At 54.9% G+C, this 12,537-nt stretch carries 10 protein-coding genes; 4 read left to right on the top strand and 6 right to left on the bottom strand.

All coding sequences use genetic code 11. The annotated features are described in order from the left end of the window. Nucleotides 1–10 precede the first annotated feature (10 nt). From FMN52_RS05165 to typA, 6 genes are all read right to left on the bottom strand, one after another. A complete protein-coding gene (locus FMN52_RS05165) occupies nt 11–874 on the bottom strand; it encodes a CYTH domain-containing protein (protein ID WP_148607594.1) in 864 nt (287 codons plus the stop codon). A 94-nt stretch (nt 875–968) separates the two neighbouring features. Further along, complete coding sequence (locus FMN52_RS05160; RefSeq protein ID WP_148607593.1) at nt 969–1,991, bottom strand: porin; 1,023 nt, start codon at nt 1,989–1,991, stop codon at nt 969–971. A gap of 137 nt (nt 1,992–2,128) precedes the next feature. After that, a complete protein-coding gene (locus tag FMN52_RS05155; protein ID WP_148607592.1) occupies nt 2,129–3,142 on the bottom strand; it encodes a porin in 1,014 nt (337 codons plus the stop codon). 488 nt (nt 3,143–3,630) lie between these two features. Continuing rightward, nucleotides 3,631–4,089: a D-aminoacyl-tRNA deacylase gene (gene dtd / locus FMN52_RS05150; RefSeq protein ID WP_148607591.1), complete on the bottom strand. Its 459-nt coding sequence runs from the start codon at nt 4,087–4,089 to the stop codon at nt 3,631–3,633. Nucleotides 4,090–4,181: 92 nt separating this feature from the next. Further along, nucleotides 4,182–5,144: a prolyl aminopeptidase gene (gene pip, locus FMN52_RS05145; protein ID WP_148607590.1), complete on the bottom strand. Its 963-nt coding sequence runs from the start codon at nt 5,142–5,144 to the stop codon at nt 4,182–4,184. A 112-nt stretch (nt 5,145–5,256) separates the two neighbouring features. Beyond that, nucleotides 5,257–7,068: a translational GTPase TypA gene (typA, locus tag FMN52_RS05140; protein ID WP_148607589.1), complete on the bottom strand. Its 1,812-nt coding sequence runs from the start codon at nt 7,066–7,068 to the stop codon at nt 5,257–5,259. A 560-nt stretch (nt 7,069–7,628) separates the two neighbouring features. Between typA and glnA the strand changes: the two genes are divergently transcribed. From glnA to ntrC, 4 genes are all read left to right on the top strand, one after another. Continuing rightward, the gene (gene glnA, locus FMN52_RS05135; protein WP_148607588.1) at nt 7,629–9,032 is read left to right on the top strand and encodes a glutamate--ammonia ligase; all 1,404 of its coding nucleotides are present in this window, start codon (nt 7,629–7,631) and stop codon (nt 9,030–9,032) included. A 176-nt stretch (nt 9,033–9,208) separates the two neighbouring features. Continuing rightward, on the top strand, nt 9,209–9,733 hold the full coding sequence (locus tag FMN52_RS05130) for a DUF4124 domain-containing protein (protein ID WP_148607587.1): 525 nt from the start codon (nt 9,209–9,211) through the stop codon (nt 9,731–9,733). 254 nt (nt 9,734–9,987) lie between these two features. Continuing rightward, nucleotides 9,988–11,082, top strand: coding sequence for a nitrogen regulation protein NR(II) (glnL, locus tag FMN52_RS05125; protein WP_148607586.1), 1,095 nt, complete (start codon nt 9,988–9,990; stop codon nt 11,080–11,082). Continuing rightward, nucleotides 11,079–12,506 carry a nitrogen regulation protein NR(I) gene (gene ntrC / locus FMN52_RS05120; protein ID WP_148607585.1) on the top strand — a complete coding sequence of 476 codons (1,428 nt, stop codon included), beginning with the start codon at nt 11,079–11,081 and terminating at the stop codon, nt 12,504–12,506. Before glnL ends, ntrC begins: the two co-directional genes overlap by 4 nt. Nucleotides 12,507–12,537: the final 31 nt, after the last annotated feature.

Raw genomic sequence — 12,537 nt, 5'->3', positions numbered from 1 at the left:
AATGCAATACTTACTGCCCGCCAGTCGCAAGCTGCAATTGAAGAATCCCCATATTCGTGGAGCTTTCGGCCAGCTCACGAACGGCAGTCCCCTTTGCCAGCTCAGCGATCACACGCGCCCAGAGCTCGCCACACCCTGCGGTATCGGCCGCCGCTGCCACACGCGACAAATCATACTGGCCAGCGGGAAACGGCTTGTCGAGCAGCCAACAGACGCCCAACGTCTGAAGGAATTCAGTTATTGAAAGCGGCTCACTTTGGTGAGCAACGTCCGGGCAATACAAACCCGCAAGAAAATAACCCTGCTCGGCCTTACTGACGAGATTCAGGAAAACCGGCACTTCGCGGGCCAGTTCGAGCGCCCAGGCCACCAGCTTTCTGCCGTCCCCGCTTTTCAGCTCAAATTCCACCTCGTGCAACGGCCATCTGGCATCATTGCCAGCCACACTGCCGGAATCTACGGCTATTTCGATGACACTCTGCCCTTCTTCCAGCCAGAGCACCTGACGCTGAAAGTTGGTTTCAAACACCACCAGGAGACTGCTGAGGTCCAGCTCGGAATTCAGCGGTGTCTCTTCCAGCAACGACAAATCCAGTTCAGGACCAGAGACAGGCCACTCCCACTCTTCGCGCCGGTGAGCGCCATCGACGAATTCACCCCGGGTTTTCAGGGTCTGTATATAGTCATCGCCCGCTTTGCGAACCCTCAGCGCGGCTTTGGCCCGATTCAGATCGGCACTGGGCGTGTCGAAATAGCGATTGATCAGCGATTTGGTTTTTCCGGGGCGCACCTCAGGACGGGAGGAAAGCCACTCCAAAGCCTGCGCCTGGGCCGCGTCAGAAACACTGAGTTTGATTTCCAGTTCGGTTGCCATATCAACGCCCTGTTTTTTTCGGGATTCAGAAACGCAAAAACCGGCGACCCAAGGGTCACCGGTTTTCATACTACAGGATTAGCCGGCTGGCTGATCAGAAGTAGTAGACAGCACCAACAGCTGCAATGGACTGCTCGTCGCCAGACGCGCCTTCCAGGGTGTACTCGTCTGCGGCATCGGAACCGGAGAGGTAACCCTCGAAGTAGACGTACATGTGATCCGATACGTTGTGCAGAGCCTGCAGGATGACGGTGTCGTTCTGATCGCCAGAAGCGGAGTCTTCATCGCGGAGCTGGTAGGACAGCGCGAACTGATTGGCGCCCATCGTGTAGATACCCATCATACCAACAACGTCTGCAACATCCTTGCGGGTTTCGTAGGAGGCTGTCAGACGAAGGTTATCCAGGTTATAGCTGGCACGAAGGCCATAAGAGTTTTCGTTGTTGAACTGCACGCCTGCCGTGTCTGGATCAAGGTCTTTGCTACCGTCGTTTGAATCGACCGCGAAAGCTAGCTCGATAGCATCCATTTGATACATAGCTGCGAGCTGCCATGGGTATGACTTCTTACCCTCGGCATCACCACTTACCTCAACAGCTGCCCCAACCGTTAGACCGCCGAGAGAGGGTGACATGTACTGCACAAGGTCGCCTTCACCCGTTTCGTAATTAAAGCCGATGTCAGACCCCACCTCATGGAATTGGGCAACCTCGTCGACAGCGACCTCATAAATTGAGTCATCTGAGCCCACCCAGATCTGGCCAATGTTATCGCCTTTGATACCGATGTAGGCTTCGTCCAGGGCATCTATGCCGCTGCTCTCAGACTTATCGTCAGCGTTGATACCCTCGAGTTCCAGCTTAAAGAAACCCGTAATGCCAGGTGCAATATCGTGATCGTGCTTAACACCCAGAGTAGAACCATTGTCTGCGTGCTCCAGCTCGGAACCGGCTCCATCTACATTGGTATGTTTGAGAACATACTGAATGTTGCCGTAAACCGTTGGCATAGAATCCATCTGAGCGGCCAACTCAGATGCTGACCTAGTCTCCTGAGCCAGCAATGCACCAGAAAATGTAGTGGCTGCAATGGCCGATGCGATGAGCCTTTTTTGCATATGTCATTTTCCTTATAAAATTATCTCAGGTTTTAACAATCTTATTATCTTTACAAAGACTTGCCTTTGCCAATATCAAAAAACCGGCGACCCCAAGGTCGCCGGTTTTCATACTACTGGATTAGCCGGTTGGCTGATCAGAAGTAGTAAACAGCACCAACAGAAGCGATGGACTGCTCATCGCCGGCGTTGGCAGCACCAGTGTCCGGATCTTCATAGATAGCTGAGTCCGCACCAGACAGGTAGCCTTCGAAGTAAACGTACATGTGATCCGACACGTTGTGCAGAGCCTGCAGAATGATGGTGTCGTTCTTGTCGCCAGAGGCATCGTCGTCCAGCATCTGGTAAGACAGAGCGAACTGATTCGCACCCATGGTGTAAACACCCATCACGCCAACGATGTCATTAACGTCTTTGCGAGTCTGGTACTCACCGATAACGCTGAAGTCACCAGCGCTATATGTTGCAGTCAGACCGTAGCTGTTTTCGTTATTGGGGCCAGCACCGCCGTCGTTGGAATCAACACCAGCAGAGATTTCAAGTGCGTCAACCGCGTAGGTAGCAACCAGCTGGTAAGGGTAAGACTTCTCTGAACCACCTTTGGTGTCGTTGTCGCCGTTAACCTGAACAGCGGCAGACAGAGTGAGGCCACCGAAGGACGGAGACATGTACTGAACCAGATCACCTTCGCCGGTCTCGTAGTTGGCAAAGATATCAGAACCAACCTCGTGGAAGTTGCCGATTTTGACAATGGCGCTTTCGTATACAGAGTCGTCAGAACCAACCCAAACCTGACCGAAGCTGTCGCCCTTAACACCGACGTAAGCTTCATCCAGAGCATCGATACCGTTGCTGCTGGACTTGTCGTCAGCATTGATGCCTTCCAGCTCCAGCTTGAAGAAGCCGGTGATGCCCGGAGCGATTTCGTGGTCGTGCTTCACGCCCAGAGTGGAGCCGTTGTCAGCGTGCTCTACGGTTGAGCCAGCACCATCAACGTTGGTGTGCTTCAGAACGTACTGGATGTTGCCGTATACGGACGGCATGGAGTCCATCTTGGCAGCCAGCTCGGAAGCTGACATTTCAGACTGGGCGAAAACACTGCCAGAGAAGGTAGCGGCTGCAATAGCAGATGCGATGAGCGTTTTTTTCATGTTGCGTCTTCCTTTTTGAGTTAACTCAGGTTTTAGCGACGGGTTCTTATCCCGATTTTATAAGGCTTCACCAGTCAGGCTGGATGAGGCCGATTCTGTATTACCTCCATGTCAGTTTGATGACACGGGAGTAACTTTTCTTCTTTTTCGATTAAATCTGACAGATTCCAGATCTATACAGCTCAAACACTTACAGAACTTTCTTAAAGCTCTGAATGATGAAACTGTTTTAATACAATAATTCTCATTTTGCAAATTAACTGGTGTGCATTTTTAGCTCTTTTGGCAGCAGAAACGCAAATATTTATGCTATTTCGCACTTGTGAGCAGCGTTACAGTTGCACTTCAAATCCGAGGCCAGATTCACATTAATTCTTTATAAACAAAATATTAGAACGCCGTCGCTCGGTGTCGCCAAAGACTGTCACGATATTTTTGCACCATCAGAGCCCCGCATGGCGGCCTGCGCACAATACTAGTGCAAGTACTTACGCACCCTTTTTTTTACTCTCAAGCATGAACGTGACAGGACCGTCATTGACTAAACCAACCTCCATATCCGCGCCAAACCTCCCTTCACTCACCTTGTCCGCCCCCAACTGCGATCGTGCATCTGCCATAAACGATTCGTATAGCTTATTGGCATGCTCCGGCTCCGCGGCAAGAGAGAAACCGGGCCTGGTTCCGGAAGACGTATCAGCTGCCAAAGTAAACTGAGGAACAACAAGAAGGGACCCACCGATATTCTGCAGGCTGCGATTCATCCGGCCTGCATCATCGGGAAACACACGGTAAGTGAGGATTTTTCGGCAAAGTTCCCTTGCCTCGCGCTCGCCATCTCCTTTTTCGACACCCAGCAACAGCAGAAGGCCTGTGTCGATCGAGGCTATCTGCTCACCGCCCACGGTAACACTGGCTTGCGAAACTCGCTGGATCAATCCTTTCATCAACTGCCTTGAGGACGATTGAACAGGCAAAAATTAAGATCGAGCAAGAGTGTATCCATGGCCGTTACCGGCCGCAACCCTGAAAACGGAATTCAGCCAGCACTTTTGTCAGTTTTTGCAACAACGGACTCAACACCACGAATGAGTGCATCGATTATGGCAGGCTCAGAAGCGGAGTGACCTGCGTCGCGAATGATCTGAAACTCTGCCTCCGGCCAGGCCCTGCTGAGTGCAAGGGCATTGTCCAGCGGGCAAACCATATCGTATCGGCCATGAATAATTATTCCGGGAATGTCCGCCAGGCGGTCCGCGTCGCGAATGATTTGGTCTGACTCGAGAAAGGCGGAGTTCATGAAATAGTGGCATTCGATGCGGGCCAGCGCGATGGCCACATGGGGATGGCCAAAGTGCTCAACCACCCTGGGGTTAGGATGCAGAGTTGCACACCGGCCTTCCCAAACCGACCAGGCCTTGGCCGCCTGGATCTGCTCCAGCTCGTTGGAACTGGTCAGTTTGCGGTAATAGGCCGCCACCATATTATCCCGCTCGTCTTCCGGGATCTGTGCTTCGAAGTCAGACCAATAATCCGGGAACACGCGGCTGGCGCCGTCCTGATAGAACCACTGGATATCCCGAGGTCGGCATAGAAAAATACCCCGAAGAACCAGGCCGGAGACCCTCTCTGGATAAGTCTGGGCATAGACAAGACTCAGGGTCGACCCCCAACTACCGCCAAACAGAAGCCACTTGTCGATACCAAGGAACAAACGAACCACCTCCATATCCTCAACCAGCTTGTCCGTGCTGTTACCCTCAAGCTCAGCCAGCGGGGTGGATCGACCGGCACCACGCTGATCCATCAGAATGATCCGGAATCTCTCGGCGTCAAAGAAGCGACGGTGATAGTCCTCGCACCCACCACCAGGCCCACCGTGAACGACGAGCACCGGTATCCCGTCAGGGTTCCCGCTTTCCTCAACATAGAGCTCATGAGGCAGATCAACAGCAATACGGTGCTGGGCGTTGGGTTTGATTTCCGGGTATAGAGTGAGCATTGACCGCTCCGTTCAGAGGATTTAACCGGAGTTTAGCTTAAGCCCATAAAAAAAGGGCCAGATGATTCATTCATCCGACCCTTTCTCATTACACGAAACAACAATCAGAAAATTACTTCTTGTTGGCTCGCTTGCGCTCGTTTTCGGTCAGGAGCTTCTTGCGCAGTCTGATGGACTTCGGTGTCACCTCCACCAGCTCGTCGTCATCAATAAACTCGAGCGCCTGCTCAAGGGTGAACTTGATCGGCGGCACGAGACCAATGACTTCATCCTTGCCAGAGGCGCGCATGTTGTCGAGCTTTTTGGCCTTGGTGGGGTTGACCACCAGGTCGTTGTCCCGGCTGTGAATACCACACAACTGCCCTTCATAGATTTCCTGCCCCGGATCCAGGAACAGCTTGCCACGGCTCTGCAGGGTTTCCAGAGAGTAGGTAAAAGCGGTACCCGTAGCCATGGACACGATGACACCGTTCTGGCGACTGGTGACATCGCCAACTTTGATCGGGCCGTAGTGGCTGAAAGTCGAAGTCAGAATGCCAGTGCCTGAAGTCATGGTAAGGAAGGTGTTCCGAAAACCAATCAGGCCCCGGGCTGGAATGGTATAGTCCAAACGCATCCGGCCCTTGCCATCCGGAACCATGTTGGTCAGGTCGCCTTTACGCAGACCCATTTGCTCCATGACGGCGCCCTGATGCTGCTCCTCGATATCAACAATGACGTTCTCGTAAGGCTCCTGCTTCACGCCGTCAACTTCGCGGATAACAACTTCCGGACGGCCAACCGCCAGCTCAAAGTTCTCGCGACGCATGTTTTCAATCAGTACAGACAGATGTAACTCGCCACGGCCGGATACCTTGAACTTGTCCGCGGAGTCACCCTCTTCAACACGCAACGCCACATTGTGCAGCAACTCCTTTTCAAGGCGCTCCTTGATGTTCCGGCTGGTGACGTACTTGCCTTCCTTGCCGGCAAAGGGCGAATCGTTGACCTGGAAGGTCATGGACACGGTCGGCTCATCCACCGTCAGTGCCGGCAGAGCTTCAACGTTGGCCTGATCACAAAGGGTGTCAGAGATAAAGAGCTCGTCCATGCCACTGACACAGACAATGTCGCCAGCCTGAGCTTCGTCGACTTCCACACGCTGAAGACCGGAGTGTCCCATGATCTTGAGGATACGGCCGTTACGCTTCTTGCCGTTGGCACCAATGGCGGTTACCGGCGAATTGGTCTTGACCTTGCCGCGCATGATACGACCAATACCGATTACACCGAGGAAGCTGTTGTAGTCCAGCTGGGAGATCTGCATCTGGAACGGGCCATCCGGATCCACGTTCGGCGCCGGCACGTGATCAACAATCGCCTGGAACACGGCATCCATATTGTCATCCAGGTTTTCGTGATCCATCCCGGCAATGCCGTTCAGAGCGCTGGCAAACACAATCGGGAAGTCCAGCTGCTCGTCAGTGGCTCCCAGGTTGTCAAACAGGTCGAATACCTGGTCCACGACCCAGTCTGGACGAGCGCCGGGACGGTCAATCTTGTTAACCACGACGATCGGGCGCAGGCCCGCGGCAAATGCCTTCTGGGTAACGAACCGGGTCTGGGGCATGGGGCCGTCAATGGAATCAACCACCAGCAGCACGCAATCGACCATGCTCATGACCCGCTCAACCTCACCGCCGAAATCAGCGTGGCCCGGGGTGTCCACAATATTGATATCGTAGTCGTTCCATTTCAGGGCCGTGTTCTTGGCCAGAATGGTGATGCCCCGCTCTTTTTCCTGATCATTGGAATCCATGACCCGCTCGCTATCCAGCTCCTTCCGATCCAGGGTACCGGATTGGCGCAAAAGCTGGTCTACGAGGGTGGTTTTACCATGGTCAACGTGGGCGATGATGGCGATATTACGAAGTTTTTCAATCACAAAAATATTCCTGCGGCATGCACTCAATGACCTGAGAAGGTCGTTCGCAGGGGGAATCCCAGCACATGCCGTCTCAAATCCGTAAAATGAACTCATTCACCGGAGCTGGCTGCCCGGCACCCTGAACGATGCTTTCCGATCATGGATCTGGAAATGACAGGGTAAAAAATGAAGCGGCGCGCAGTATAGCGAAAAGTCTGTGTCGTTAATATGAAGAAAAACGCCTATTCTTTATATAAGGCAAGCGCACCCGGATAGGGCGCCCACTCCATAAATGCACCAACAAGGTGCACCAATTAAGTGCAGGTGTCCGCCTCGGAGCGACGATTTTCCTCCTGATATGCCCCAAACCCTTGCAGTTGCGCTGTTCTGGAGCATGCCCTAAAAATTGGCAAGCGCCTTGCTTTATCGAAATCAGCCGAATTTTGCAGGTAAGACGCAACGGCATTTGCTAAGCTGCGCAAACCTGAGAAACAGATCGGAACCCGTTAACCCGGGCGATCCGGCACCACGAACATGAATACAGCCGCCTGTGCGGTATAACTTACGGAGCATGCACAATGTCCAAGACAGTTGATTTGATCAAAGAGCACGAAGTCAAATGGGTTGATCTGCGCTTCACTGACAGTCGCGGTAAAGAGCAGCACGTTACACTGCCTGCCACCGAAGTAGATGAAGACTTTTTCGCAGACGGCAAGATGTTTGACGGCTCCTCCATCGCGGGCTGGAAAGGCATCAACGAATCCGACATGATCCTGATGCCGGACGACGAGACCTCTGTACTCGATCCGTTCACCGAAGAAACCACCGTGAACATCACCTGCAACATCGTAGAGCCTTCTACCATGCAGGGCTATGAGCGTGATCCGCGCTCCGTTGCCCGCCGCGCAGAGGAATACCTCAAGTCCACCGGCATCGCAGACGGCGCCCTGTTCGGCCCGGAGCCGGAGTTCTTCGTGTTTGACTCCGTAAAGTGGAACGTAGACATGCAGGGTGCGATGTACCACATCCACTCTGAGGAAGCTGCCTGGGTATCCGGCGAAGATTTCGATCGCAACAACATCGGGCACCGCCCGGGCGTTAAAGGCGGCTACTTCCCGGTTCCGCCGGTTGACAGTCTCCACGACCTGCGTGGCGCAATGTGTGCAGCTATGGAATCCATGGGCCTGGACATCGAAGTTCACCACCACGAAGTCGGCACTGCCGGCCAGTGCGAAATCGGTGTTGGCGCTAACACGCTGACCAAAAAGGCTGATGAAGTTCAGATCCTCAAGTACTGCGTACATAACGTGGCGCACGCCTACGGCAAGACTGCGACCTTCATGCCCAAGCCGGTTGTAGGTGACAACGGTTCCGGCATGCACGTTCACATGTCCCTGAGCAAAGACGGCAAGAACCTGTTTGCCGGTGACAGCTATGCTGGCCTGAGCGAATCCGCCCTGTACTACATCGGCGGTGTGATCAAACATGCCAAGGCCATCAACGCCTTCACCAACAGCTCAACCAACTCTTATAAGCGTCTGGTTCCGGGCTTCGAAGCACCGGTTATGCTGGCCTACTCTGCCCGTAACCGCTCTGCCTCTATTCGTATCCCGTACGTGAATACCCCGAAAGCGCGTCGTATTGAAGTTCGCTTCCCTGACCCGTCAGCCAACCCGTACCTGGCGTTCGCAGCGCTGATGATGGCTGGCCTTGACGGCATCCAGAACAAGATCCACCCCGGCGATGCCATGGACAAGGATCTGTACGACCTGCCGAAGGAAGAAGCTCTGAGCATTCCGACAGTGGCTGAGACTCTGTCTGAAGCTCTGGACTGCCTGGAGGCGGATCACGAGTTCCTGACACGTGGCGGCGTATTCACCGAAGATATGATCGCGGGCTACGTAGATCTGAAACGCGGTGAAGTCGAGAAACTGAACATGACCACTCACCCGGTCGAGTTCGATCTGTACTACTCCTGCTAAAACCTCTCTTTAGAGGACGAGCAGACAAAGCCCCGCCCCTGTGCGGGGCTTTTTTTGTGAGCGAAAGCACAGTGCCTGCAGCCCTTAACGATATGTAACCAACATCCGGGGCCGCAGGCGTTGAAAAGACTCTGGGCGCCGCCGATAATCGGGGAAACCCAATAACAGGTGAGCTTATGAATCCAAAGTCTGGATTGGTTACCGGCCTTCTGTTTTTTCTGGCAATTCCGGTTTCTGCCGAGGTATACCGCAACGTCGATTCCTACGGCAACGTCACTTACTCTGACGAACCCAGCGAAGGCGCTGAAGCGGTTGAGGTAAAGCCGGTCACGACCATCACCCTGCCCAAGCCAGAGGTCGTTCAGGAAACCGAAAAGCTCCGTGAAGAAGTCCAGCGAGAGGGCGCAGTTTACGACAGTGTCTCCTTCGCCTATCCGGATAACAACCAGGCTTTCCACAGTGGCAGCGGCGATGTCCAGTTCGAGGTGCGCAGCACCCCTGGCCTCCAGTCCGGCCACAAATACGAGGTGACTCTGGACGGACAGCCCGTGGGGCAGAGCACGTCCGGCTCAATCACCGTCAACAACGTCTTCCGTGGATCCCATGAAGCCCGCGTCCATATCGTGGATGAAAACGGTGTTCAGGTGAAAACCGGCTCACCCATTACCTTCACCGTTCATCGCCCTTCCGCACTAAACTAACCGGGCAGACCGAACGGGCCGCACTATTATGGTGCGCACGCACCAGAAAAAAGCCATACTCTGATCAGCAACAGGGCGAAGTTTCCAGGCTGGTCAGAGGCATTCTTTCCATTTGCACCAGCTTACGGCACTTTTCAGCGCCGATACGCCCCTCTGCCCGCACTTTGCCCATTCATTTATGAACATGGTTCAAAGTGGTTCGCTTTTTGCAAAACTCCGGGGGTCACACTATGTCGAACCAACGGGATTCACGCATGGCACTGCCTTCGGCCCATCAAACCGGATACAAGAGTATTCTCGACAGTCTTACTACGGCTGTTCTGGTACTCGAAGATAACCTGACCATCCGGTATCTCAATCCGGCCGCCGAAAGCCTGTTCGAAACCAGCATGACCCGCAGTCACGGCCAGCCTTTCCAGGACATTCTGGTCGAATCCGAAGACGCCCTGAAAACACTTTTTGCCGCCGTCCGGAACGGGCAATCCTACACCCGCCGGGAGGCCGAGTTTCTTCTCACAAGCGGCTCCCGGCTTACGGTCGACTATTCCGTAACGCCAATCAGTCTGGAACCGACGGAACTACTGATCGAAATCCAGCCCAGGGACAGGCTGATGCGGATCAGCCGCGAGGAAGACATCATCTCGCAGCAGGAGACCACCCGTATTCTGGTTCGGGGCATGGCACACGAGATCAAGAATCCGCTTGGAGGCATCCGGGGCGCGGCGCAGCTTCTTGACCGGGAACTCAATAGTGAGGATCAGCGGGAATACACTAGGGTCATCATTGACGAAGCAGACCGGCTCAGAAGCCTGGTTGACCGGATGCTGGGCCCGAACAAGGCGCTGAAGCTGGCACCGACCAACATCCATGAAATCCTCGAACGCGTGGGCACGCTGCTGGAGGCAGAGAGCAAAGGGCGACTGAATTTCGAACGGGATTACGACCCCAGCATTCCAGAGTTCAAGGGTGACAAGGAGCAACTGATTCAGGCGTTCCTGAATATTGCCCGAAATGCTATGGAGGCGGCCTTTGAAAATCAGGCTGGCCCCAGTTCCGAAGAGCCGCCGACGATTACCTTCCGCACCCGGACCCTGCGTCAGTTCACGATTGGCAACCGACGCCATCGGCTGGTGTGCCGGATCGATGTTATCGACAACGGCCCCGGCATTCCGCCGGAGCTCGTGCAGAACATTTTCTATCCGATGATCAGTGGCCGTGCCAGTGGCACCGGTCTGGGCCTTTCCATAACCCAGAGCATCATCGGCCAACACCGTGGACTGGTTGAATGCGAGAGCGAACCAGGCCGCACCGACTTCATCATCTTCCTGCCTCTGGAGGACACCCCATGAGCCAACCGGCGAACGTCTGGATCATAGACGACGACCGCAGTATTCGCTGGGTGCTGGAGCGCGCCCTTAACCAGGCCGGTATGCAGCCCCGAGTTTTTGACAGTGGTGAAAGCATCATGATGCGGCTGGAACACGAGCAGCCGGATGCCATCGTAAGCGATATCCGGATGCCCGGCGTCGACGGCATCACCCTGCTTTCCCAGATTGTGGACGTTCACCCGGACGTTCCCGTCATCATCATGACCGCGCACTCGGATCTGGAAAGCGCGGTAACCAGCTACCAGACTGGCGCGTTCGAATACCTGCCAAAACCCTTCGATGTGGATGATGCCGTAGCGTTGGTCAAACGTGCCGTTGCCCATAGCCACGAAAAACGTGCCAGTGGTGAACCCCAGGCAGAGATGGCCCAACGTAACGCCGAAATCATCGGTGAAGCACCGGCCATGCAGGAAGTCTTTAGGGCTATTGGCCGGCTTTCCCACTCCAACATCACCGTGCTGATCAACGGCGAGAGCGGCACAGGCAAGGAGCTGGTGGCCCAGGCGCTGCATAACCACAGCCCGAGGGCGAACCACCCGTTCATCGCCCTGAACATGGCCGCGATCCCAAAAGACCTGATTGAATCCGAACTCTTTGGCCACGAAAAAGGTGCGTTTACCGGCGCCGGCGCCGCCCGTCAGGGCCGTTTTGAACAGGCCAATAGCGGAACCCTGTTCCTGGATGAGATCGGCGATATGCCCGCTGACACCCAGACACGACTATTGCGGGTTCTGGCTGATGGCGAGTTCTACCGGGTGGGTGGCACAACGCCCATCAAGGTGGACGTGCGGATTATCGCTGCAACCCACCAGGATCTCGAAAAGCTGGTCCAGGCGGGCACCTTCCGGGAAGACCTGTTCCACCGTCTGAACGTCATTCGCGTGCATCTGCCCAAGCTGGCCGAACGCCGGGAAGACATCCCCCGCCTGATGCAGCATTTTCTGAAACGGGCCGCGAAAGAGCTGGCCGTAGAGCCCAAGATCCTGCGCGAAGAGGCCGAGGAATACCTCACCACCCTGCCCTGGCCGGGCAACGTCCGCCAGCTGGAGAACACCTGCCGCTGGCTGACCGTGATGGCCAGTGGTCGCGAGATCCACATTGATGACCTGCCGCCGGAACTGCTGCACCAGGCGGAGACACCGACCACGGGAACGACCTGGCAGGAGGGTCTGAAAAACTGGGCCGAACAGGAGCTCAAGCGGGGCAAGAAAGGGATTCTCGATACGGCGGTGCCCGAGTTCGAGAAAATCATGATTGAAACAGCCCTGAAGCACACCGGCGGCCGCCGCCGTGATGCCTCGATTCTGTTGGGATGGGGGCGAAATACGCTGACCCGAAAGATCAATGAGTTGGGGATGGATCATCCGGAACACGAAGACGACTGACGATTGGCGAGCCGCCGGGGTTCGTTGATGT

Origin of the sequence: Marinobacter sp. BW6, from assembly GCF_008107725.1 — a bacterium.
GTDB lineage: Bacteria > Pseudomonadota > Gammaproteobacteria > Pseudomonadales > Oleiphilaceae > Marinobacter.
This window is presented reverse-complemented; position numbering and strand designations above follow the sequence as displayed.

Coding starts and splice junctions, on each gene's coding strand:
- FMN52_RS05165 (WP_148607594.1), bottom strand. CDS start 874: ATGGCAACCGAACTGGAAATCAAACTCAGTGTTTCTGACGCGGCCCAG.
- FMN52_RS05160 (WP_148607593.1), bottom strand. CDS start 1,991: ATGCAAAAAAGGCTCATCGCATCGGCCATTGCAGCCACTACATTTTCT.
- FMN52_RS05155 (WP_148607592.1), bottom strand. CDS start 3,142: ATGAAAAAAACGCTCATCGCATCTGCTATTGCAGCCGCTACCTTCTCT.
- dtd (WP_148607591.1), bottom strand. CDS start 4,089: ATGAAAGGATTGATCCAGCGAGTTTCGCAAGCCAGTGTTACCGTGGGC.
- pip (WP_148607590.1), bottom strand. CDS start 5,144: ATGCTCACTCTATACCCGGAAATCAAACCCAACGCCCAGCACCGTATT.
- glnA (WP_148607588.1), top strand. CDS start 7,629: ATGTCCAAGACAGTTGATTTGATCAAAGAGCACGAAGTCAAATGGGTT.
- FMN52_RS05130 (WP_148607587.1), top strand. CDS start 9,209: ATGAATCCAAAGTCTGGATTGGTTACCGGCCTTCTGTTTTTTCTGGCA.
- glnL (WP_148607586.1), top strand. CDS start 9,988: ATGGCACTGCCTTCGGCCCATCAAACCGGATACAAGAGTATTCTCGAC.
- ntrC (WP_148607585.1), top strand. CDS start 11,079: ATGAGCCAACCGGCGAACGTCTGGATCATAGACGACGACCGCAGTATT.